General features: G+C 41.0%; 17 protein-coding genes. 16 read left to right on the forward strand and 1 reads right to left on the reverse strand.

Annotated elements, in window-relative coordinates; all coding sequences use genetic code 11:
* Positions 1–90 precede the first annotated feature (90 nt).
* From KFO40_RS14850 to KFO40_RS14880, 7 genes are all read left to right on the forward strand, one after another.
* Positions 91–687: an RNA polymerase sigma-70 factor gene (locus KFO40_RS14850; RefSeq protein WP_004314736.1), complete on the forward strand. Its 597-nt coding sequence runs from the start codon at positions 91–93 to the stop codon at positions 685–687.
* Positions 688–754: 67 nt separating this feature from the next.
* Complete coding sequence (locus tag KFO40_RS14855; protein WP_004314735.1) at positions 755–1,735, forward strand: FecR family protein; 981 nt, start codon at positions 755–757, stop codon at positions 1,733–1,735.
* Between the two features lie 162 nt (positions 1,736–1,897).
* A complete protein-coding gene (locus tag KFO40_RS14860) occupies positions 1,898–5,317 on the forward strand; it encodes a SusC/RagA family TonB-linked outer membrane protein (RefSeq protein ID WP_211146511.1) in 3,420 nt (1,139 codons plus the stop codon).
* A 12-nt stretch (positions 5,318–5,329) separates the two neighbouring features.
* The gene (locus KFO40_RS14865) at positions 5,330–6,676 is read left to right on the forward strand and encodes a RagB/SusD family nutrient uptake outer membrane protein (RefSeq protein ID WP_055235400.1); all 1,347 of its coding nucleotides are present in this window, start codon (positions 5,330–5,332) and stop codon (positions 6,674–6,676) included.
* Between the two features lie 21 nt (positions 6,677–6,697).
* Positions 6,698–9,229 carry a glycerophosphodiester phosphodiesterase family protein gene (locus KFO40_RS14870; RefSeq protein ID WP_055235399.1) on the forward strand — a complete coding sequence of 844 codons (2,532 nt, stop codon included), beginning with the start codon at positions 6,698–6,700 and terminating at the stop codon, positions 9,227–9,229.
* A 30-nt stretch (positions 9,230–9,259) separates the two neighbouring features.
* Positions 9,260–10,180 carry a glycerophosphodiester phosphodiesterase family protein gene (locus KFO40_RS14875; RefSeq protein ID WP_008643138.1) on the forward strand — a complete coding sequence of 307 codons (921 nt, stop codon included), beginning with the start codon at positions 9,260–9,262 and terminating at the stop codon, positions 10,178–10,180.
* 16 nt (positions 10,181–10,196) lie between these two features.
* Positions 10,197–11,552 carry an MFS transporter gene (locus KFO40_RS14880; RefSeq protein ID WP_128859277.1) on the forward strand — a complete coding sequence of 452 codons (1,356 nt, stop codon included), beginning with the start codon at positions 10,197–10,199 and terminating at the stop codon, positions 11,550–11,552.
* A gap of 104 nt (positions 11,553–11,656) precedes the next feature.
* Here the strand turns inward: KFO40_RS14880 and KFO40_RS14885 are convergent, their stop codons facing one another.
* The gene (locus tag KFO40_RS14885; protein ID WP_151936155.1) at positions 11,657–13,225 is read right to left on the reverse strand and encodes an ATP-binding protein; all 1,569 of its coding nucleotides are present in this window, start codon (positions 13,223–13,225) and stop codon (positions 11,657–11,659) included.
* A gap of 153 nt (positions 13,226–13,378) precedes the next feature.
* Between KFO40_RS14885 and KFO40_RS14890 the strand changes: the two genes are divergently transcribed.
* The 9 genes from KFO40_RS14890 to KFO40_RS14925 all read left to right on the forward strand — a co-directional run bounded on the left by KFO40_RS14890 (position 13,379) and on the right by KFO40_RS14925 (position 25,691).
* Positions 13,379–17,371 (forward strand): ATP-binding protein, encoded by a 3,993-nt coding sequence (locus tag KFO40_RS14890; protein WP_128859276.1) that lies wholly within the window; start codon positions 13,379–13,381, stop codon positions 17,369–17,371.
* Positions 17,372–17,527: 156 nt separating this feature from the next.
* The gene (locus KFO40_RS14895; RefSeq protein ID WP_008643144.1) at positions 17,528–20,611 is read left to right on the forward strand and encodes a SusC/RagA family TonB-linked outer membrane protein; all 3,084 of its coding nucleotides are present in this window, start codon (positions 17,528–17,530) and stop codon (positions 20,609–20,611) included.
* 12 nt (positions 20,612–20,623) lie between these two features.
* On the forward strand, positions 20,624–20,947 hold the full coding sequence (locus tag KFO40_RS25715; RefSeq protein ID WP_225449726.1) for a hypothetical protein: 324 nt from the start codon (positions 20,624–20,626) through the stop codon (positions 20,945–20,947).
* Entirely contained in the window at positions 20,948–21,679 is a 732-nt protein-coding gene (locus KFO40_RS14900; RefSeq protein ID WP_248005585.1) for a RagB/SusD family nutrient uptake outer membrane protein, read from the forward strand. It abuts the gene before it with no gap.
* Positions 21,680–21,836: 157 nt separating this feature from the next.
* On the forward strand, positions 21,837–22,988 hold the full coding sequence (locus tag KFO40_RS14905) for a site-specific integrase (RefSeq protein WP_211146512.1): 1,152 nt from the start codon (positions 21,837–21,839) through the stop codon (positions 22,986–22,988).
* Positions 22,989–23,000: 12 nt separating this feature from the next.
* Positions 23,001–24,158 (forward strand): site-specific integrase, encoded by a 1,158-nt coding sequence (locus KFO40_RS14910; RefSeq protein ID WP_196213472.1) that lies wholly within the window; start codon positions 23,001–23,003, stop codon positions 24,156–24,158.
* 78 nt (positions 24,159–24,236) lie between these two features.
* Positions 24,237–24,821 (forward strand): hypothetical protein, encoded by a 585-nt coding sequence (locus KFO40_RS14915; protein ID WP_248005586.1) that lies wholly within the window; start codon positions 24,237–24,239, stop codon positions 24,819–24,821.
* Positions 24,818–25,219 carry a hypothetical protein gene (locus KFO40_RS14920; protein WP_005939548.1) on the forward strand — a complete coding sequence of 134 codons (402 nt, stop codon included), beginning with the start codon at positions 24,818–24,820 and terminating at the stop codon, positions 25,217–25,219. Before KFO40_RS14915 ends, KFO40_RS14920 begins: the two co-directional genes overlap by 4 nt.
* A 235-nt stretch (positions 25,220–25,454) precedes the next feature.
* Positions 25,455–25,691 carry a helix-turn-helix domain-containing protein gene (locus tag KFO40_RS14925; protein WP_005939551.1) on the forward strand — a complete coding sequence of 79 codons (237 nt, stop codon included), beginning with the start codon at positions 25,455–25,457 and terminating at the stop codon, positions 25,689–25,691.
* The last annotated feature ends 4 nt before the right edge of the window (positions 25,692–25,695 follow it).

Consider the following 25,695-nt stretch of genomic DNA (forward strand, 5'->3'; position numbering starts at 1 on the left):
CATAAAAATCGGATAATTGAGAAAATATTAATAATATTGTCACCTGTTAATGGTCTATGGTTGCATACCTTTGTTGCAAAACTCTAAGCTATGGTGAATTTTACAGATGAAAAACATTTATTAATCGATTTAAAAGACGGTTCTTTTCAAGCATTTGAAAGATTGTATAATATGTACAGCGGTAAACTGTACAATTTCATTATGCGGCTTTCTTCCGGCAATCAATATATGGCTGAAGAAGTGGTGCAATCCACTTTTATCCGTATATGGGAAGTACGTGAGAAAGTCGATACCAACGCTTCATTTATTTCTTTTCTTTGTACGATAGCCAAAAATTTACTGATGAACATGTACCAACGTCAGACCGTTGAATATGTTTACAATGAATATCTGCTGAAAAGCAGTGTGGATCGTGATTCGCAAACAGAAGAGAATATTGATCTTCATTTCTTGAACGACTATATCGACTCATTAGCGGAAGAATTGCCGGCACAGCGAAAGAAAATCTTTATCTTAAGTAAGCGTCAGAACTATACGAATAAGGAAATTGCTGAAATGATGGGTATTTCTGAAAGTACAGTCGCCACACAATTATCTTTGGCGGTGAAATTTATGCGTGAGCAGTTGATGAAGCATTACGATAAGGTAATTGCGCTTCTGATCGCCTTTTTTGTTAATGAAATGTAATTGTAATACACGTTTTTGGATAGTAGATAGGATGAAAATGTATACTTGTAAATAAGCAGGAAAGAAGATGGATAAGATATATTATAAAGAACTGATTGAAAAGTATTTCGATGGAAATATAACGGATGCGGAGATTAAAGAACTTTCCGATTGGATAAAGAACGACCGCCATTTACAGAACTGGTGGGAAGAAGAATTTTCCAAATCGGATGCCGGTATTAATCCGGTACTGCGCGACAAACTATTTGCCCGAATCAAAGAACAGACGCAGGGAAAAGAAGAGACACAGGGAAAAGAGAAACCAAGAACTATTCGCATGAATCTTTGGAAATGGGCTGCCGCCATCGTTTTACCCATTTGTATTGCCTTCTTCACCTACTATCTTATAGATTCTTCGCAAACAGTGGGAGCGCCCTTTATAGTAAAAGCCGATAAAGGAGATAAAGCAACCATCGAATTGCCGGACGGAACGAATGTCGTTCTCAATTCAGCTTCACAATTAAGCTATCTGAATAACTTCGGAGAAAATGTGCGTCGTGTGCAACTGAATGGTGAAGCCTATTTCAAAGTAGCTCATGATGAAAAACATGCCTTTATAGTGCAGGTCGGGGATTTGGAAGTGAAAGTACTCGGTACTTCTTTTAATGTATCTGCCTATGAAGATGCCAAAGACGTGACGGTCGTTCTTTTGGAAGGAAAAGTAGGGGTTTATGCGCAGAAAATGTCGCATATCATGAAGCCCGGCGACAAAATAGAATATAATAAAGCCACTCATAAGATAACAGCCACTCAAGTACACCCGAGTGACTACATTGAATGGACGAAAGGAAATATCTATTTTGAGAAAGAATCTTTGGAAAATATAATGAAAACCCTTTCACGCATCTATGACGTAGAGATTCGTTTCGACTCCAATAAACTACCTAATGAATATTTCACCGGAACCATTCCGGGAGGTGGCATACAGAATGCATTGAATATCCTGATGCTTACTTCACCTTTCTATTATGAAATGGACGGTTCGGTGATTGTTTTGAAAGAGAAATAGTAGAAAAAATATAGAATAGAGCCATTCCGAAGCCCACTACTTAGGAATGGTTTTTTTGTTCTCTGAATTGGATAAGTTAACGAGAGTTAAAGTCTGATAGGCGATTGGACGAGCAGGGATAGAAGTCTGTATACCTATCAAACAACTTAAAAGTTTTGATATATGAAGCACAAAACAACCTTTGAAAAGCTCCCTCAAGCAAATACAGGGAGAAGTAAGAACTGGAAAACACTGCGGGCTATCTGTCTGCTATTGTTTTTAAGCGTCTCTTTCACCGCTTATTCCCAAATAACAGTGAATGTGAAAGACATCTCTTTGAGAGCCTCTTTAAAGAAAATCGAGCAAGTAAGCAATTACAAATTCTTCTACAATGAGAGTCTGCCGGAGTTAAACCGAAAAGTATCGTTAAATGTGAAAGATGCAACGATTGAACAAACCATGCAACAACTTTTAGGAGGAATGGACTTAGCGTATAAGAAAGAACAAGACAATGTGATTGTATTGATTCGCAAAGCCCAGGACAAATCGATAACTAAAAAAATAACAGGTACTGTTGTCGATGAAAAAGGCGAACCAGTCATTGGTGCCAGTATTGTGATAAAAGGTGAGTCGCACGGAACGATTACAGATTTTGATGGAAAGTTCACATTAGCAGACGTACCGGAAAAGGGAATATTGACCGTCTCTTATATCGGTTATAAAACAGTTGACCTTTCTGCCGCAGGGCAGACATTCGTAAAAGTTGTACTTCAGGAAGACAGTAAAATGATAGACGAGGTCGTTGTTGTCGGCTACGGAGTCCAGTCACAAAAGCTAGTCACTACTTCTATCAGTAAAGTAAAGATGGAAAATATAGATCAGGGTAATGACTATAATCCGATTAAAATGCTGCAAGGACGTGTAGCGGGTGTGAATATCTCCTCTGCATCAGGAACTCCGGGAGAAGCACCGAATGTTACCGTTCGTGGTATCGGTTCCGTTAGTGGGGGAAGCTCGCCGCTTTATGTGGTCGATGGTATCCCCAGCGAAAAATATCCCAACCTGAATCCGAATGACATTGAGAGCATGGAAGTTTTGAAAGATGCGTCTGCGGCCGCTATCTATGGTTCGCGTGCCAATGCCGGAGTTGTATTGATAACGACCAAATCAGGTCAGCAAGGTAAGACGAAGATAGAGGTGTCCGGTCGTTACGGATTCGCTTATCTGGCTAGCGACATTGAAATGGCCAATTCGATGGAATATATGAATACGATGCAAGCCGCTATTGATAATTACAATGTGCAAATGGGAGCTAACCTTCAATTGTATGTTCCTTCTCAAATTCAGGAAACCAATTGGGTGAAAGAAATATCAAGAAAAAACTCGAAAACAGGTACCGGCTCTATCAGCATTTCCGGTGGAAATGAAAAGACCACCTTCTTTGCTTCTTTAGGCGCTAATACTCAAGAAGGATATTTGAATAAGAGCAGCTATGACCAGTATAATATGCGTGCCAAATTCACACATAAAATAAACAACCTGTTCAAACTGAATCTGAATCTGGCAGGTTCGGCCAGCCGTTCAGACTTATTGGAAGAAACGAGTACCAGCTTGAAAGTACTTCGTACAGCTCGTGAGGAGCAGCCTTGGTATTCACCTTATAAAGAAGACGGAACATCTTATAAAGTGAACGGGACAGATATTTTGCGCCACAATCCGGTGATGCTGATTAATGAAGAAGACTGGGTAGCTAAGAAATATCAATTGTCTGGTGTGTTCAGCGTAGACGTAACTCCTTTCAAAGGATTTAAGTACACACCGACAGTAAGCGTATATGGTATTTTGGACAACACATCTAAAAAATTGTCGGACAAGCATGATGCCCGTAAAAATAGTAGTGGTTGGGGAGCATTAGCCGAACAAAAAGACCAGAGTTTCCGCTATGTGATAGATAATATATTCTCTTACAACAATGAATGGAATAAACTAATCTACTCCGTCATGTTGGGACATTCGTTTGAGAAATACACTTATGAACAATTCGGGGCAAAGAGTGATAACTATGCTAACGGCGCATTTCCTTCCTCCAACTTTGATTTAATCAATGCAGGTCCTAATATTTACGCCGGAAATATTAGTTATACCTCTTATGCCTTAGAATCTTATTTCGGACGAATCGCTTTGAATTGGGACAATAAATACATACTGAATGCTTCTTTGCGTAGTGATGGTTCTTCCCGCTTTGCGAAGAACAAGAGATATGGTTATTTCCCTTCTGCTTCTTTTGCGTGGCGTGCCTCCAATGAGGAATTTTTTCCAAAAAACAAATACGTCAATGATGCAAAGTTAAGATTAAGCTGGGGTATGACAGGTAGCATGGCAGGAGTGAGTAATTATGCTCCGTTATCACTGATTAGTGCGGGCGGTGCTTCTTACAACGGTTCTGCCGGATTCCAGATTTCGCAGGATGCCCGTGCTTTGACTTGGGAGAAAGCCAGCCAGTTTAATATCGGATTTGATATAGAAATGTTTCAGTCTCGCCTGACTTTAAACATAGATATGTTCTATCAAAAGACTACCGACCTGCTGTTTAAGAAACCAGTCAATGCAACCACCGGATATACCACATTACAGTCCAATATCGGCTCATTAGAGAATAAAGGACTTGAGTTGGCTTTGAATGGTAAAATCTTCACCGGAAAGTTTAAATGGGATTTGGGTGGTAACATTTCTTTTGTAAAGAACAAGCTGCTTTCCCTCATCGAAGGAAATGATATGTATATTGTTCCCAGCAGCGGTAGTAACCTTTTAGGAGGTTCGATGCATGCGTTGATTAACGGACAGCCTATCAGTACATTCTATATGCTAAAGATGGAAGGTATCTACCAGCGTGACGACGAAGTGCCTGCGAAACTGTATGCGAAAGGAGTCCGTGCCGGTGACGTGAAATATTTCGATTATAATGAAGACGGAGATATATCTGACGCCGACCGAATGAATGTAGGAAAAGCCATTCCTGATTTTTACGGTGGTATTACCTCCAACTTCTCTTACAAAGGTTTCGATTTGTCATTGTTCGGACAATTCTCGGTAGGCGGTAAAGTGATGTCGGCATGGCGGGGAGTGAACGGTTCCGAAGGTACTGACCATTTAGGATTGGCGCTGTCCAATGTAAAAGTAAACGACCGTGGCGAATCTGTCGAGCAATACTTTAATGTAAGCAAAGAAGTGGCTAACGGATATTGGCGTGGAGAGGGCACAAGCAACACGATTCCTCGTCCTGTAAGAATAGGAGTACATACCGGGTATGATTATGACTATAACGTGCAAACCTCAACACGTTATTTGGAAGATGCTTCCTATTTTAAACTGAAAACTGTGACTTTGGGCTACACTTTGCCGGAATCAGTCGTTAAGAAACTCCGCGTGAACTCATTAAGAGTCTACGTTTCGGCTGATAATCTACTCACTCTCACCAAGTATTCCGGTTATGATCCCGAAACATCATTTTCCGGTAGCCCGGGAGACTCAAATTATGGAGTTGACTTCGGGTTGCAACCTGTATTGCGAACATTTATTTTTGGTCTGAATCTAAACTTTTAAAAATATAGATGTATGAAACGATACTATACTATAATCAACTATTTGCTATGTAGCATTTGCCTTTTGTGGATGACGGGTTGTTCAGGTATACTGGACGATATGCGGCCTAAAGATCAGATACCTCAAGATATGTTGAGCGAATCCGATTTGGAAAAGTTATTGAATGGCGTGTATGCCGAAATGGAAGAACTGGTATTCAAATTTTATATGGATGGTGATGTAAAAGGCGAGAATTTCAAGGCAGGTCCCGGATTTTCCATGAACGACCCCATGTTGATGGCTCCTAGTTCTAAAGAAGTTTTGAGCCAGTGGCAGAAATGTTTCACAGCCTTGAAGCAAGTAAATTTCTTGGTTGAAACATACGAAGCGTCATCTAATAAAGAGAGTCAGGTTGTGAAGCAGACAGGAGGGACCGGATACTACTTCAGAGCTTTGATTTATTATCATCTGGTCACTCGCTGGGGAGGAGTTCCTATCTTGCGTAAGCGCACTTACGACGTCGTTCCCATTTCTCCCGAAACCGAAGTGTGGAGTTTTATAAAAGAAGACTTGGCGAAAGCGGAAGGATTACTGTCTGATTTCACCGATCGTTTTTATGTGTCTCTTAGTGCTTGTGATGCGCTTCAAGCCAAAGTATGTTTGTCCTTGAAAGACTATACAAATGCGGCAGCTTATGCCGACAAAGTGATTACAAAATCAAATTTCGCATTGAGTACTACATCAGTTGAGTATGCCCAGGCGTTTGTCTCTAATAGCAGTAGCAAAGAACTGGTCTTTGCGTTAGCCAACAAGCGTAGTACAAGTTTGCTGTTATTCTACCAAACGGTCAATGACATCGATCCGACTTGGGATTACTCTCCTTCTACCGAATGTTACAGCCATCTTTATGATGATACCGCCGTAAAGTCAAAGGATATACGGGCAAAGGCAGTATTTGGTGCAGATAATAGCCGTATTATTAAATTCCCGAATGGAAGTACCGGTCAGTTTGTTACCAATGAACAACCGTCACAAACCCCGATTGTGGTTACCCGTGTGGCGGAAATGTATCTGATTAAAGCGGAAGCATTGGGAGCAGTCAATGGGTTGGCTACATTAAAAGAATTTATGAACAAACGCTACGCAACCGTCTTGTTGCCTTCAAATATGACTGATATAGAGTTTCAGAATCAAATACTTGATGAGCGTCACCGCGAGTTGTATGCAGAAGGTCAACGATGGTATGATTTGAAGCGAACCAACCGTTTGGACTTGTTTTCTTCCTTGAACGGTAGAAACTATCTGATGTATTATCCTGTTCCCCAGTCGGAACGCGATTTGGCGGGAGAGGAAAATTACCCTCAAAATGAAGGCTATTAATTATCTTAGAAAGAACAAAGTATGAAGAATATAAGAATAGTAACAACGTTTTTTATCTGCTTGCTGCTACTTTCAGCATGCTCGGATGATTGGAAAGAAAATGCGCTGACAGCTAAATTTACTTTTGACAAGACAACCTACTATGTAGGCGAAGAAGTCAGTATCACGAATGAGACAGTAGGCGGAGAAGGTAATTATACCTGCCAATGGGATTTAGGGAATGGAGAGACTTCAACAGAAGTTGCTCCTAAAGTGACTTACGAAACGAATGGAGCATATACAGTGACTTTGCATGTGAAAGACAGTAAAGGAAATTATGCAATGGCTCATAAATTATTGACGATTGAAGCTGAACCTCTGCCCGAAGTCGGCAATGTGAAACTGAAATGGGTAGGTGCCCACGTGTTGGGCGAAATACGTTCTACGGCTCCGGCAGTCAGTGATGATAATAATGTATATATGACTTCCAATGACCATTATTTGCGGAAATTTTCAGCCGCTACCGGTGAACAATTGTGGGAGTTCGACTTATGGACATCGGCTGACGGTGATTCTCCGTCCGGTAATACGCATACCACTCCGAGCATTGATACGGACGGTACTGTGTATGTAGGAACAGGCGACACAAGTGGCAAAATAGGGCGCGTATATGCCATCAATCCCGATGGAACAAAGAAATGGGTCGTTGCCGGAGATGCTGAAAAAGGATTTTGGAATAAAGGACAGGCTTCAAAGCCTCGTATTAATTATCTGACTTGTGCGATTGGAGAGAATCATATCTATATGGGTAACGGCGGCTCTACGGGATCTGTGCTTGCTGTCGATAAGAATACCGGTTACAGAGTAGGTTATGTGGCAAACGCAGACAATTCCGGAGGCCCGTCGGGGGGAGTATCTGCCGGAATAGCATTGGCGAACAACACATTAATTTGGGCTGGTGGAAAGAACGGCTTATTCGGCGCGTCGGCGTCTGCACTGAATACAGGTGGTAATGTGATGTGGGCATGGCAAATATATAGTTCGGGAAATGATAAGCCTTCAGAAAACATGAATGCTTCCGTAGCTGTGGACGCAACCGGCACTATATACGGAATTGCCACCTTCCCGAGTATAGGAAGCAGTGCGTTTGCTATTGGAAGCGACGGGGTTGAGAAATGGCGTACTTCGTTAGGAAATGTAGGAACACTAGACCAAGGGGGTGTTGTGATAGGCTTGGACGGAAGTATCATTGTAACGGTAAAACGTGCTCCGGGTGAAGCCACAGGAGGAATCGTTGCATTATCTCCTAATGGAGTTGTTCAATGGCATTACGGTGTGCCGGAAGACGTCAGTGGATGTGCGGCAATCGATCAGGCCGGAAATATTCATTTTGGAACGCAATCCGGTAATTATTATATCATTAAACCCGAATCCTCGGAAGAACAGCTAATCTTGAAAAAAGACTTGGCTGCACTGATTAGCGAGAGCGATTCTCCTTTAAAAGATAACTGGGAAGCGGGTATCGGAAAAATCTGGAGTTCGCCTACAATCGGACCGGATGGAACGATCTATATTGGCGTTACTCACACGGTAGATCCGTCGAAGAGTGTCCTGGTAGCTTTGGAAGATGAAGGTATAACCGGATGTGCAGCTTCGGCATGGCCGATGAAAGGGAAAGACAGCCGCCACACCAGTGCACAGTTGGGAGGCTCGGGAGAGAATCCGGGAGGCGAACCGGGCGGACAATTGCCTATTACAGGAAATCTGAAGACCGATTTAAAGAATTTATTTGATGATAGTTCCTATAAGGTCTGGCTTTGTGCCCATCGGGCGAACACGCAGAAAGGTATAGCCGATGGCATACCGGAGAATTCATTAACTTCCATAGAGTATGCAATCAATGCAGGAGTAGAAATGATCGAACTTGATGCACGTCCCACCTCTGACGGAATATTGGTGCTGATGCACGATAATACGATCGACAGAACCACTAACGGAAGCGGTGCGGTAGGAGATTATTCTTATCAGCAATTACAGCAACTCTATCTTAAAGATGCAGCAGGGAATCTGACAAACGAACGAATCCCCACTTTAGAGGACGCATTGAAGAAAGGCAAAGGAAAGGTTTATTTTAACTTGGATATAGTCAACAAAAACGTTGCCGTAGCGACAATGGTGGCATTACTTAAAAAACTCGACATGGAAAACGAAGTCCTGCTTTATGTTTCAAACAACCGTAATTATGCATACGATTTGAAAGCGGCGAACAGCACTCTGTTACTGCATCCGATGGCAAAAGCTTCAGATGATATTACCTATTTTGCTTCATCTTACACGGACAATGTGCAGATGATGCAACTTTCCACCTCGGATGCTCTTGCGGGAGCGATGACGGAAGACATTAAATCCAAAGGTTGGCTTTTATTCTCCAATATCGTAGGAGCGAATGATACGAACATGTTGTCGGACAACTATTCGGGGTTGGTAGGCATGATAAACAAACGTATTAATGTCGTACAGACTGATTATGCCGAATTAGCTGCCAAGTATTTAAAATCCAAAAAGTATAGATAATCCCCCAAAGTATAGATGATAAAGATGAATATGAAGAACTATCTGATAATAGGAATTATTTTGCTGTTTCCTTTCCGCTTGTTTGCAGATGAACCGGTGAAGGCAATTTACGCAAAGATTACGAATCCTGATAATAAAGAAGTAACCGTAGTCGCCCACCGGGCGGATTGGCGCTTTGCACCAGAAAATTCGCTGGCAGCAATAGAGAGTTCTATCCGGTTGGGAGCCGACGTCGTGGAGTTGGACGTTCAGAAAACCAAAGACGGACAGTTGATCCTTATGCATGATAAGACCTTGGATAGAACGACCACCGGAAAAGGTAAGGTTGTCGAGTGGACACTGGATTCTATCCGGACACTCCGTCTGAAGAATGGCGCTGCTTTGAGAACCAAACATCGTGTGCCTACATTGGAGGAAGCATTATTGACGGCTAAAGGGCGCGTTATGGTAAATTTGGATAAGGCTTATCCGATATTCGATGAGATTTTCCCCATTCTGGAGAAAACCGGAACCGTTGAACAGATCATCATGAAGGGGTCAAAGCCTGTTGCAGAAGTGAAAAAGGATTTGGGAAAATATTTAGATCGGATCATATATATGCCAATCGTACATTTGGATCGCCCGGGAGCTATGCAGCAAATAGATGATTTCATGAAAGAACTTCACCCGGTAGCCTTCGAATTGTTGTTCGAATCGGATACTTGTCAATTCCCAAAACAAGTGAGGACGAAGCTGGAAGGAAAAAGTAAAATTTGGTATAATACCCTTTGGGATACGATGGCAGGCGGACATGATGACGACAAATCATTGGAAAACCCGGATGAAGGATATGGATATTTGATAGATAAACTTGGAGCAACAATCATTCAGACTGATCGTACCGCTTATTTACTGGAATACTTGCAAGCCCGTAAGAAACGTAATGAGCATAAGATAGACGCCTTTCATTAATATGTAAACTTCGGTTATGTCATTTAAAATATTGGATTTTTATAAAATCTCTTCCCCGCTAGCCGGGGGAGAGACTGATTCAGAAGATTCTTCCCGCTTTAAGCGCATCCGTTGGGCTACATTTTTGTCGGCTACTACCGGATATGGCATTTACTATGTTTGTCGCCTTAGCATGAACGTAGTGCGCAAGCCAATTGTAGAGGAGGGAGTATTTTCCGAAACGCAATTAGGAATTATCGGTTCCTGTCTGTTTTTTGTGTATGCAGTGGGTAAGTTGACGAATGGTTTTCTTGCTGACCGTAGTAATGTTCGGCGTTTTATGTCTACGGGATTATTATGTTCCGCTTTGATAAATCTGTGTTTGGGCTTCACCAGTTCATTTTATGCCTTTGTCGTACTTTGGGGATTGAATGGTTGGTTTCAGTCGATGGGAGCAGCATCCGGAGTGGTTTCGCTCACTCGGTGGTACAGTAGTAAAGAACGGGGAACTTTTTACGGCTTTTGGTCTGCTAGTCATAATTTGGGTGAAGCATTAACCTTTATTTCCATAGCCTTATTAGTCAGTTGGATGGGATGGAGGTACGGGATGATTGGAGCTGGCATTATTGGGATATTAGGTTTCTTTATGATGCTTGTCTTTATGCGTGATACGCCACAGAGCCAGGGATTCTTGTTGAACAAAAATTCTTCATCTGTGGATTCCCATTCTTTGTCTGGTAAACAAACGGAAGATTTCAACAAAGCACAAAAGGCTGTCTTGAAGAATCCTGCAATTTGGATTTTGGCTCTGTCCAGTGCATTTATGTATATTAGCCGCTATGCGGTAAATAGTTGGGGTGTTTTCTATCTGGAAGCTCAAAAGGGATATTCTACGCTGGATGCCAGTTTTATAATATCAATCAGTTCTATTTGTGGAATCATTGGCACAGTATTTTCCGGTATCATTTCCGATAAAATGTTTTCCGGCAGTCGTAATATTCCAGCTTTAGTATTTGGGTTGATGAATGTAATAGCACTTTGTCTGTTTCTCTTGGTTCCGGGCGTACATTTTTGGATAGATGTATTGGCTATGGTTCTTTTCGGTTTAGGAATCGGAGTACTAATCTGTTTTCTGGGTGGTTTGATGGCAGTGGATATTGCTCCCCGTAATGCGTCGGGTGCTGCATTGGGAGTAGTCGGTATTGCCAGTTATATCGGTGCCGGATTGCAAGACGTGATGAGCGGTATATTAATAGAAGGTCAAAAGACGGTTCAGAATGGCGTTGACGTTTATGATTTCACGTATATCAATTGGTTTTGGATTGGTTCAGCTCTACTTTCAGTGTTGTTTGCCTTGTTCGTTTGGAATGCAAAATCAAAAGAAGTGGATTAAAGTGAGTACATTAGGTTAGAATATAAGTCTTTGTTTTCAAGGTATTAGTCACCATTCCGGGAAGTAAGTAATGATTGCTTTTTCTTCCCGGAATGGCTTTATATTTATTGATTGATTTCTACCAGCCAGCGACTTAAATTCCGGCTTTCAGCACTAAACTCTACACCTGCTTTTACTATCTCTCTGTGGTCTGTTTTATAAGGAATTAGATAACCTTTCTCATCAATTTGTTTAAGTGCCTCTTCGGCAGTTCCATTCAGCTTGAATTCAAATACATAGATGTATTTAGGAGTTTTAACCACAGCGTCGGCACGCCCACGCGAACTGCGGACTTCGGCTTCTGTAAATTGCCCCATTAGTTTGAATACCAAATAGAAGATAACTTGATAATGACGTTCGGTTTGGTCGTTCAACTCATAGGGAATACCTGCGAAGAAGGCTTCGAGACGGGTGAGGAAAGCTTCATAATCACCAGTTCGGAGTTCTTGGATGAATTTTCCAATATAAAATCCTTGGTCATTGTTCTTCATTGGAGTATAAAACGGTACAAGAAAGTTCATGAACCCATAGCGGACTTCATCGTTTGGAAAATCTAATAGATAATTTTGGAATTCTCTGTCGTAGTCTTTAATCGTCAAATATCCACTTTGATAAATCAGCGGAATAGGATTATTAACATCCATTTTATATTCTGCAAAAGAAGAAACCGGTACTTCAATTCCGCTTAATAAAGTACGGAGGTCGTATTCGCTTTTTTGCAGCAGTTCAACTAAAAATGTAGGAGTACCTGTCTGAAACCAGTAACTATCGAATTTGCATCCGTCGAAAGAATTGAGTACGCTGAAGGGATTGAATACTCCTTCGGCAAATTCGCAGAAATGATAACCATCATAGGTGGCAGCCATTTTTTGAAGTGTCTCTTCAAAAGTCAGTTGGTTTGCTTCCGACAGGTTTTTGAGTTCAGGTGTGAAAGTATCAACTAATTCTTGCCGAGTAATGCCGCAGACCGTAGCATACGGAGGCTTCATGCTGATGTCGTTCAATTGATTCAAATCACTGAATACACTGACTTGTGAGAATTTTGTCACTCCGGTAAGAAATACAAATCGCAGATAGCGGTCGGCACTTTTTAGCACTCCGTAGAAGGCTTTCAATGTCTGGCGGTAATCGTCGAGAAGTTCCAAATTGTTGATAGCTTGCAAAAGCGGCTTATCATACTCATCCACCAATACCACTACTTGTTGACCTGTTTGTTCGCATGCCCGGCGAATAACACCCCCGAATCGTGAAGAAAGGGTTCTCTCGTCAATCCCTTTCCCGTATTTAAGTTCCCATTGAGTCAGATGATTACTAAGAATTTCATTTAACTTCTCCGGTTTATCATATTTTTCTGCGTTCAAATCAATATGTAAAACCGGATATTCCTTCCATTCAGTTTCCATTTTCTCAATGGCAAGGCCTTCAAACAATTCTTTTTTGCCTAAAAAATAGGATTCAAATGTAGATAACAACAAACTTTTGCCAAAACGGCGTGGTCTGCTTAGGAAATATGGCTTTCCCATATTCGCCATTCGCCATACCAATGCCGTTTTATCCACATATAAATAATTTTTCCTTCGGATATCCTCAAAGGTCTGTATTCCAATAGGAAGTTTACGCATCAAGTCATACATATTCGGTTCTTTAGCTGTTATACACATCAAAGGTAGCAATAATTTCTAGATAATGGTAAATGAATACTTTAAAAACAGGATGCATTAGAAATATATGATATTAAAATTTTGTTTTTATTTCTATTAACAATACATTTGTGCAAACAAAGCATTATGAATAAAATCACGAACAACACACTAAGGTGGCAGAGTTACATAAATAGACTATTCTTTTTATTTCTATTATTATGTACTATTTTCGAAGTTTGTGCAGCTAATAGTAAGCCCTTTCCTTTCAGCTATGGAAATCAATATAAGAGTTTTAAAAATATACTTCTACCTCATGATGCCAATCAGGTAAATACGATTTTTCAGGATAATTCGGGATTGATATGGGTAGGTACGAAGAACGGGTTGTTTAGTTATGACGGCTACCGGATACAGGATTATGTGTTGGAAGCAGATTCTGAAACGAAGGATATATTTTCAATAGTGCAGATAGATTCAGTCCGTTTATGTTTAGGTACAGGTCGGGGAATTTTGTTTTTCAATTTGTTTACAGAACAATATGAACCAGTTAATGCACAATTAAAAAAGATAAGAACAGTACGTTCTTTGGCTCTGTTTGATAAAAAGCTATGGATTGGTTCGCGCGATAAAGATTTATATTGCTATGATTTTGAAAAAGATTCATTGATGAGTGTACCATTAACAGCATCTGATGAACAAACTATTATTTATTCTTTAGTTCCTACAGAAGCTAAATTATATATTGGTTCCTATGGTGGATTGAGCTTTTATAATCCGATAAAAAAAAAGAGAGAAAGGCTTCCTTTGCCGGAGCAGTACGAAAATGAAATGGTTAACTCTTTACTATGGGATGAAGGGCGAAACTGCCTTTGGGTAGGTACGGAAGGAGCTTTGTTTCAATATATTCCTGACACCCGGCAGATTAATAAAATACCTTCTTTCCCTGCCAATTCATTTAAAACATTAACTCTGGACGGAAAGAAAGACTTAGTAGTGGGTACAGACAACGGACTGTATATTTATGGAGTGGAATCTCATAAATTAGAGCATATTGTTCATGATTCCCGAAACAAACAATCGCTGTGTAATAATATTGTTTGGTGTGCTTTTACAGATAAAGCCAAGAATGTGTGGTTGGGGACAGATCGGGGATCCTCATTAGCAGTTTATCATCCGACTTTTCATTTTATCCATATTTCAGAAATAACCGATAATGGAATTGGAAATCAGTTTACCACAATTTTAAAAGATTCAAAAGAAAATTATTGGTTAGGAGGGATAAACGGACTTATATTGATGAACAAAGTGTCCGGTGCAGAAGAAGGACAATATAAGATTAATTGGTTCAGGTCGGGAGACAACGAACACGCTCTTCCTCACAATCGCATCAGATGTATTTATGAAGATAGAGATAAGGATATCTGGATAGCTACCGACGGCGGAATTGCCAGATATGATGTAAATACAGGCAGATTTGTTCATTACGCTATCCTTAATGCTACCCGACTGAAGAATGCAAATTGGGCTTATGATATTTATGAAGATGAGAAAGGACGTTTGTGGATTGCCACTTATCTGGGAGGATTATTTGTTGTGAATAAGAATAAACTGACTGCCGGTGATAACACCATTCCCTATCTGGCAGAGAAAAACTATTCGGATGCAAATGGTTCGTCCCCTTCTTTGAGTAATATAGTGTATAAAATAGAGGTCGATAAAAACGGCTTTGTCTGGGTGAATACACAAGAAGGCCTGGTTAGAATTGATATTCGGAATAATCACATTGAAAAGAAAGATATTTATCTGGATAAAATGATTTATGATGGCAATGACTATATTTGGTATTCGACAGAGCGCATCATTTACAGGCTTCATATATTCTCCGGTTATGTAGAGAAAGTTTGCACTTTGCCAGAGGGAAGCCATGTATATTCATTTACGGTTGAGGAGAAGAAATTGTGGTTCTCCTATACGGAAGGTATATCAGTACTTAATAGAGAGACATTGCAGAAAGAAAATATTTCAATTCCCAACTATTATTACTTGTCTTGTTTCTTAGATGATTCACATCAGCTTTTGTTATGGGGTGGTGAGGATGGAATAGCTTGTCTTTCTACGATGTTGGCGCAAAACACTGTTTCATCGGAGCCTCCGGTTACTATTACTTCTATCTGGAATAGCAAAGGACGTTTGATGCCGGGCCTTGATTATGAAGGGAAAAGTGTGAAATATCGGAATGAAGTGGAACTGCATTATTCGACGAGTAATTTGACACTCGAATTTTCTTCGTTTACTTATTCGCCGGAAACAGACAGAGCTTTTTATTACTGTCTGGACGGGGCAAACAACGTATGGACTAAATTGGAAGTAGCTCAAAACCGCATCTTCCTACCCAATCTGGAACCGGGACGATATACTATAAAAGTTCGTAACGGGAACGATACCTCTACCGCTTCATCAGTCACAAACTTTAAAATAACCATTTTACCTCCTTGGTACAGAACCTTGTATGCTTACACCATTTATATACTGATATTTTTGTGCATTGCATGGTTGATACTGTGGCGTATTCAGTTGAGGATGAAGCGTCGGTATGAACGAATGGAAAAGGAGAAAACGCTGGAATTATCCAACTTGAAAATGGATTTCTTCATGAATATATCCCATGAGTTGAAGACACCGCTTAGTCTGATTATCGCCCCTTTGAGTAAGCTGATCAGTGAGACGAAAAATCAGGAAAGCAAACAAAAACTGGAGCTTATTCATCAGAATTCATTGCGTTTGAACACTCTGATACAACAGGTGCTGAATTTCAAGCAGATGGAGTATAATAGCGAAAATGTGCTTATTCGTTCGCATATAGAACTTTGTGCTTTTTTAAAGAACATAGTCGAGAGTTTCTCTCCTGTATTCGCGGAAAAGAAGATATTTAAAAGTTTTGCTTCCAATCAAAAAGAGATCTGGATGAATCTGGACGTCCTGAAGATAGAGTCGATATTTGTCAATATTATCTCCAATGCAGTGAAGTATATGCCCGAATCGGGTGGTGAGATTCATGTCGCTATCAGGCAAGAGGGAGACAGGAATACGATTGTGGTATCCGACAACGGGATAGGCATCAAGAAAGAAGACCTCTCCTACATCTTTATTCGTTTTTACCAAAGCAAGACCGGTCGAAAGCATACGAACGGCAGTGGCATCGGGCTTTATATCGTTAAGAAATTTGTGGAACTTCATGGTGGAAGAATAGAAGTCCATAGTCAGGGAGAAGGCTACGGCACTACGGTGAAAGTGGAGTTCCCTTTGTCGGATGAAAACAGGGTTCCCATTCAAGAACATAGCGATATTCAGGAAGGCATCGTAGAAGATAATTCTTTCCCCGTACTGTTAATCATCGATGACAATCAGGAAATGGTATCTTTCCTGATAGAGACTTTTTCAAAGACTTATCGTTGTTTGAAGGCTTTCAATGGAAAAGAAGGACTTTCCGTTGTTCGGGAAAACACAGTCGATTTGATTATTGTAGACGAAATGATGCCGGAAATGGGCGGTCTTGAATTTTGCCGGGTGTTACGTCGCAATCAGCCTACAGCCTCCATTCCGGCGATAATGCTGACGGCGAAAGATGATCTTGAAACCGAGAAGAATAGCATCAAAGCAGGAGTTGATATATTTATGCCCAAGCCATTTGATATTGATAAGCTTTCTCTCCGTTTGGTTCAGTTGCAGGAAAGACGCAATAGTCTGGAGCAGAGAATACGGATAGAGAACATTTCAAAGCCGGTGGTTGAGGAGTCTTTTCAGTCCAATGATGAAATCCTGCTAGCAAAGGTGGTGAGCGTTATTGAAGAAAATATGGAGAATACGGAATTCAATGTGACGATGCTTTCCGATTTGATGGATATAGACGGTAAGCAGTTATATCGGAAGTTGAAACAGCTCACCGGTTCTAGTCCCGTCGATTATATCCGTCAAATCCGGATGAAGAAAGCGGCAGTGCTGTTGGCTCAAAAGAAATTCTCCGTTTCAGAGGTCATGTATATGGTCGGTTATACCAATGCTTCCTATTTTTCAAGATGTTTCGTCGCAGAGTTTAATATGACTCCCAAGCAATATATGCTATTGGATACTCATTAATTTTCTCTCCTTTTATAGATACAAATCGGACAGAATACTGTGAAATCGGTATTTTGTCCGATTTGTGTTAGTCTTTGTCTTTTTCGAATCCAACCATTTTCTGTATGTGCGCTAATATTGCAGAAAAATATTTTGTTAAACTTAAATGTATTAGCCATGAAACTAAAGAACTTTTTGAAAAAGGCTATTTGTTCGGTGCCGATAGTCGTAGTTCGTTCGATCTTGTTGCTTTGTATTTACTTGTCATTGGGACTTGTTGCCCGTGCTGCAACGCAACAAAGAAAGATCACTGTCTCCGGAATTGTGACAGACAGTAGCGGTGAGCCTGTTATTGGTGCGAGTATTACAGAAAAAGGAACTTCCAACGGAACTATCTCTGATGTGAAAGGACATTTTGGAATTTCAGTTTCCTCAACTGCTATTTTGCAGATTTCCTTTATCGGATATAGAACGGAAGAAGTGACTGCATCTCCTGCAAAAACGTCGCTGAAGGTTATATTAAGAGAAAATAGCGAGCAACTCGAAGAAGTGGTAGTTGTGGGATATGGAGTACAGAAAAAAGCCAATCTGACCGGCTCTGTTGCTTCTGTCAATTTTAAGGATGTGAATACGATGCCTGTAGCCAATACAACAAATATGCTCCAGGGGCGTCTGCCAGGTGTGGTACTGACCAATAATGGTGCGCAGGCAGGTAAAGATACCCCTGAAATTCGTATCCGTGGTGTCGGAACTTTGAGTGGCAATAATGATCCGATGGTTTTGATTGATGGAGTAGAAGCATCCGTTGCTCAGATAGCTCAAATTCCTGCAGGTGATATCGACAATGTGTCCGTATTGAAAGACGCGGCGTCTGCTTCCATCTATGGAGTACGTGCGGCAAACGGAGTAATCCTGATAACGACCAAAAGAGGAATGGAATCCAAGCCTGCCATTTCTTATTCCGGTAGCATTGCTCTTCAAGAGGCAACCGTATTACCCGATTATGTGGGCTCTTATGACTGGGCGAAAATGTATAATGATGCTCAAGGCACTGACTTTTATACTCCTGAAATGTTGCAGAAGATTCAAGATGGTTCCGATCCCGATCATTTTGCTAATACAGATTGGGCAAGAGAATTGTTTCATACGGCAGCGATGCATCAGCATCACCTTTCCGTCAGTGGAGGAGGAAAAGATACACATTATATGATTTCTACCTCTTATTTCAACCAGAGTGGCATTTTGAAAGAGACAGGTTACGAACGCTTTAACTTCCGTTCCAATGTAGATGCAAAGTTAGGAATTGTCAAAATCGGTTTGAACTTGGCCGGAAGTAAAGAAAAGACGGATGCTCCGGTTAAAAATATAACGGGAGATGGCTTGATGCGTGCTCTTACATGGTACACGCGTCCAACTGTCCCGGTGAAATATTCCAATGGACACTGGGGATGTGTGGATGGTACTTCTATTTCTCAAACTGTTTTCAAGAATCCGGTAGAGGAATTATATCAAGGGAAAAAAGATGATTATTCTTATCATTTCGATGGGAATGTTTTTGCAGAAGTGGATATTTGGAAAGGTTTGAAATTTCGTTCCAGTCTTGCCTATAAGTTCTTCATGAATGATGTTTCTACTTTTGTTCCTAAAGATATGCGAGTATATGATGCGGACGGGAATGTGCTAAATACAATGGGAACAAATAGTGTGAATGATTATCATTATTTGAGCACGACTTATACGAATGAGAATATACTCACCTATAATGTGCGAATAGGGAAGCATGAAATCGCTGCCTTGCTCGGACATTCGGTTCAAGCGTGGAGAGAAGATTTGACCAATGCGTATAAAGAGAATTTGTCAACCGACAATCTGTATGAACTGGATGCTGCCACAGCCAATCCTAATGCAACGGGAAGTGCGGCCGAATATGCGTTGCAGTCTTTCTTCGGGCGTGTCAATTACAATTATGACAATCGTTATTTATTTGAGTTTAATATTCGTCGTGACGGTTCTTCCCGTATGCCAAAGGCGAACAGATATGCTAATTTCCCTTCTTTTTCGGCTGCATGGGTCTTGACCAATGAATCTTTCATGCAGAATGTAGAGCCACTCACTTCTTTCAAGCTTCGTGGTAGTTGGGGTAAATTGGGAAATCAGGAAATAGGTAACTATTCTTATGCTCCCACGATGGCAGCCAAATATAATTACTATTTTGGCAATCAAAAAGTGATTGGTATGGCAGATAATATAGTGGCTAATGATAAAATAAAATGGGAAACGACCACTATTACAGATGTTGGTTTTGATGCTTCTTTCTGGAAAGGACGCATTTCCATCACTTTCGACTGGTATAACAAGCTGACTTCCGATATCCTTTTGAAACTGGCAATGCCTTATACATACATCGGTTTTCTGGATGCTCCGCTTCAAAATGCTGGAAAAGTGCAGAACAGAGGTTGGGAGCTTTCTGCCAATTATTTTGATCACAAAGGTGACTTCTCGTGGAATGTGGGATTCAATCTTTCTTCCGTACGAAACAAGATTGTAGATGATAGTGGAGGGATCGATCAGAAGTGGGAGACTACTATCAACCGTGAAGGATATCCGATTGGCGCATATTACGGACTGAAAGCAATAGGTATATACCGTACGGAAGCAGACCTGAACCGCACCAACAGTAAAGGAGAAGTAATCAAGCAAGATGGGACGATGCCCGCTTTGGGAGATATCATGTACGAAGATACCGACGACAGTGGAAATGTGACTTCGGATGACAGGGTGATTATTGGTAATCCGTTCCCAAAAATGAGTTATTCGTTCAATCTGGGTTTCTCGTGGAAAGGGATAGACGTCAGTACGTTCTGGCAGGGAGTTGCCGGTATATATCGCTACAACTGGTCGCAGGCTACTATCTCCAATGGTGGCAATATGACCACGGAATGGCTCGATAGATGGAGCGAAGGCAATCCGAACGGTAGTATGCCGCGTCTGGGTAACACCGAGAACGAAGTATATTCTTCTTTCTGGTTGAAGAAATCGGATTATCTCAGGTTGAAGAACATGGAAATCGGTTATACTTTTCCTGCTCATTGGTTGAAGGGAATCGGCGTGCAGAATGTACGCTTCTATGTGGCGGGAACAAACCTATTGACATTTACTCCTTTGAAAAATTATGATCCGGAAAAAAGCAGCGGGGATATGCGGAATGATGTGCATCCCAATACCCGTACTTATTCTTTCGGCGTGAATGTGAAATTTTAAAAATAAATGAAGATGAAACTAATAAATACATACATCCTTTTGGTGTGCGCAACGATTGCGGTTACATTGCATTCTTGCTCCGACAGTTTCTTGCAGAGAGATTCTTTGGTAGCTGTGTCATCCGGAACATTCTGGACCAGTGAAGATGATGCGTTAAGTGGATTGGCGGCTTGTTATGACGGATTACAGAATAACTTTCTGTACAATGGAGATCTTTATAAAGGAGGAGGGCCGTTGGCTATGGATTGTATGACAGATAATGGCGGACATTTTAATTGGACGGGATGGATGCCGGGATATGATATTTGTAACGGTATTCACACATCCAGTTCCTAGATGGTGACATCATATTGGATGGGGGCTTATGAAGAAATAAAAAGATGTAATGCGTTGATTGGTAACATTGACAAAGTGCCGATGGATGCTTCAAAGGTTGAAATTTATAAAGCGGAAGCTGTGGTACTCCGTTCCTTAATGTATACGAATCTGACAATGTTGTATCATGATGTACCTTATTTTACCTCTATACAAAGCGTTACAGATGCGAAAGCTGCAAAAACAGACCGCGCCACTATTGTAGCAGATGTGATGAAAGATTTGAAAGATGCGGCGAAAGTTCTTCCTCCGACGGCTTCTTCATGGGGAAGGATGACCAAAGGAGCGGCGTTATCATTATTGGGGCGACTGGCACTCTACAATGAGAAATGGGACGAAGCTATCAGCGCATATCGCCAAGTAAAGGAGTTGGGATATTCATTATACAAAACAGGGGATAATCCGTATATGGATCTGTTTACCGAAGCAAACGAGCAATGCAATGAAATCATTATGAGTGTTCGGTATGAAGGTCCCGGCAAAGAAGAAGGTAACGCGATGGCCCCGCATTATGACGCTCCTTTGGAGGCTATGAATGGAACGATTGATTTGGCGGATGCCTTTTATGATATAACTACCGGTAAACCGACTACGGATAAAAAGATTGTAAATGGGTTGACAACCGAAGGAAAACCTGATTTGTGGGAGCCTAATACCTTAAATACGAAAATCAAAAGAAAGAAACAGAAATAAAAGCAACTCATAATGCTAATTTATAGATACTTATAAAACTATCTTTGATTCCTTTCGTTTTATTAAATAGCTTATTTTTGCTGTAATTTTGTTACTCGTTTTTGCGATAAATACGGGGAATTGTGTTACCTTTGTAGCTGTAACAAAACTAGAAGTGATGGAAGGAGACAGAGGCAAATATACAAAAGATCCCGTAAAAGTCCGGTTTACTACCAAGGCAGACGGGCGTAAATCCATATCTTTTGAGATTTACCAGAATGGAAAGCGCACGTATGAACGTCTTCCTAATTTGTTCCTGCTTGTGGAGACGGATGACAATTCCATCAGAAAAAACCGTGCAACCTTAAACAAGGTTGAAAAACTCAGGAAGCAACGTACTAAAGAACTCCAGAAGAACCCGGTACCGGATAAATATATTTCCAACAAAGATACGGGACAATCCCCCATCATGTTATCTTCATGGATGAACCAATACTATACAATCCAAAAGGACAGAGGTGTAAGAGAACTATCGAACATCACAAGAACCAAAAAATTCCTTTTAACATACAGTGAAGATTTAGAGTTGTGTCAGATTGACAAGTCTTTCTGCATCGGTTTTTCCAATTATCTTAAGACTGAATACAAAATGTCGGATGGGAGATGTCTGAGCCCCAAATCTGGATTCAATATACTCTGCGAACTGAATACAGCCCTTAACACGGCCGTCCGTGAAGGAATACTTGTTACAAATCCCTTTTCCCTTTTATCGTCGTCTGAAAAGATACAACCGGTCGAAGTTGTCAGGGAATATCTTACAATCGATGAAGTAAAGCAGCTTATCAGAGCAAGGTGCGGAAATGAAACTGTAAAACGTGCATTCCTGTTTTCCTGTAATTGTGGACTGCGCCTGAGCGATGTCAGAGCCCTCAAATGGAAAGACATCTACAGTGACAATGGTACATGGAAAGTGGCTACCAGAATGAAAAAAACTGAAAATGTCGTTTATATTCCTTTGCCCGGACAGGCACTGAAATGGTTGCCGGACACTGAAAGGAATGCTGACAGCAATGTGTTTCCTGATCTGACTCCCTATGCTCTCTCAAAGTATCTGAAGCCATGGGTAAAGGAAGCCGGAATCATGAACAAGAATGTTTCATACCACACGGCCCGGCATACCTATGCCACCATGCTTCTTACTCTTGGTGTTGACCTTTATACTGTATCAAAACTCTTGGGGCACACCAGTATCAAACACACACAACGGTATGCAAAAATCATCAGTCAGAAAAAAGACGATGCAGTCCGGTTGATAGATAACGAACTATAAATCCCCATATATATGACAAATAAAGTAACAATCAAATCCACAAAGGAACCCGTCAGACTCCGTGTAAAGAATCTGGCTAACGGAGTACAGTCACTTTATCTGGACTGTTATGTGGACGGAAAGCGCAGCTATGAGTTTCTGAAACTGTATCTGATACCGGAGAAAGGAGCCATGGCAAAGGCTCAAAACGAAGCCACTCTACAGGCTGCCAACGCTATAAAGATGACCCGTATTCTTGAAATAACCAACAACAAGGCCGGTCTGAAGAATACTTCACTGAAAGCCAAGCAGACACTGGCCGACTGGATGGAAACTTTCAAGAAGAAGCAGGCACAGAAGGGTATCAAAGACCAGAAGCTGATTCACAAGACCATAAATGTGCTGACAAAATACAATATAAACATTCCGCTCAACAAAATTGACAGGCAATACTGCATCGGATTCATGAGCTTCCTGAAAAATGACTACCGCACACGTAGCGGAAAACAGGTTCAGACATTCACGATAATCAGTTATATGTCCTGTCTGCGTAATGCCTTGAACACGGCAGTCCGTGAGGACATCATATCAGAAAATCCCATAAACAAGCTTTCCGTCCAGGACAAGATAAAGGTACCAGAAAGCAAAAGGGAATTCCTGACAATAGATGAATTGAAAAAAGTTGAAGAAACGGAAAATCCCCATAAGCATATCAAACAGGCTTTTCTGTTCGCTTGCTATTGCGGTTTGAGATATAGCGATATCCGTCAGCTCAGATGGAAGGATCTCATTAAGGACGGTGACCAGTGGAGACTGAACAAGCTGATGCAGAAGACAGGAACACCCATATATCTTCCCATATCCAAGAAAGCCATCGGCTGGCTCCCGGAAAAAGGTAACATGAGTGATGAGTGTCTTATCTTCCCTAAACTTCCGCGCGAGATCTGCACAAAGATGTATATCACTCCATGGATGGAAGCCGCCGGAATAAGTAAGCCGATAACGTTCCACTGCAGCAGACATACTTTCGGAACGATGATGCTGACTTTGGGAGTTGACTTATACACTGTAAGCAAACTGCTTGGGCATACCAAGGTGGAAACAACCCAGATATATGCGAAGATCATCAACAAGAAAAAGGATGATGCAGTCAGTCTTATAGACGATGCATTCAGTGACATGGAATTTTAGTATTGATTACATAACCCCACTATAAAGATGTATATTGCTGAAATAACTGAAAGGTTGCTTGAAGTAAACAGGCTCCTTTTGAAATATATCAAAGATACAGAACTGACCTTTGAGGAAAATCTGGTTTTTTCCGGATTCTATCATGACTACAAAGACATAAACAGTATAATCAACTCGGCTGAAAAAGAGTTAAACGACAGCCCGGCAATACTCATGGAACAGGCAAAAGCCTTGTCTGCCGCTGCGTCTGACTTCCTTGCCACTTATGAAAGTCACGAGGATATATTTGGCTCTTATAATCCGCAACCAGTCTGCGACAGGCATATCAAGCCGCTTGAAAAGGAATATGACTCTATTGCATATGCCGCTTCACAACTATGGAAACGGTATTCTCAAATGAGTGTCCGCATGGACTATCTCAATCCTGAAGATGACGATTACAAGGATATAGAAAAAGAATCCGAGGAGGTAAAGGCAAGATATGAAGCAGCGAAAGCCAAGAGTGATGAGACATACCGCTTTTACACCGCAGAACGTGAGAAAACAGCCAAACTCTATTTTTTTGAGATGATATACCTTGAAATGCTGGTTGTCCGAATGAAAAGGATTGCAGACAGCATTATCAAAGATATAGAAGAACTGAAATCCGAAGGTAAGATATGACAGGACTGTACTTGAAAGAAACGGCCAAACTATTTGATATAGTAGATTTGACCATCTGTTGCAGCCTGTACAAGATCTGCAACGGCAACCAGTTTGAACACATGAAAGGTACGGATTTCGTAGATTTCATGAACCTGAAAGAAGTTTCACGGCCTGTTGTTGTCCGTCATCGTGAAAACAGCCGTGTCTGTTACCTGTTGTATGTCGTCAGTAAAGAAATAATGAATGAGTCTTTAGCAAAGGAGTGGATACAACACATGCTGGAACAGTGTAAAATCAGTCCCGGATACTACAAATCCCATTATAGAGATGCCCTCAATTCCGGAACAGGAGAAACCAATGCCCAATTCGTCAAGGCAATCGAAAAAGCCATCGAAAAGGCAAAATCTGTGAAGTGACCACACAGAATTACAGAGCGACCACAGAGATATACATCTTTTAACAAATTAAATAAAGCTATATTGTTGATTAGCAACAATATGGCTTTATTTGTTTTTTGTCCCCAACCACAAATCGTACACATTGTTCCACTTGGGAATAGGCATAATTTTGCAACAGAGCAAAAGGAAAGAAAAAGCATTCAAAAACCTGTTTGCTGTTGAAACGGAAATAATAATTATAAAATAGAATCATATGACAAACAATTTATTGACAACGGTAGAAGCTGCCGAATATCTGGGGATGAAAAAGTCTTATCTGCATAAACTGATGATGAAAAAGGAGATTCCTTTCTACAAACCAAACGGCAAACTGTGCTTCTTTGACAAGGACGAGCTTGATCAATGGCTCCGCAGGATACGCATAGCACCACAGGAAGAAGTGGACCGGCAGGCAATCGCCTATGTGACCCAAAAAGACCTTCTTAAATAGCCTG

Source organism: Bacteroides sp. 1001302B_160321_D4, assembly GCF_015667765.1.
Taxonomy (GTDB): Bacteria; Bacteroidota; Bacteroidia; order Bacteroidales; family Bacteroidaceae; genus Bacteroides; species Bacteroides xylanisolvens.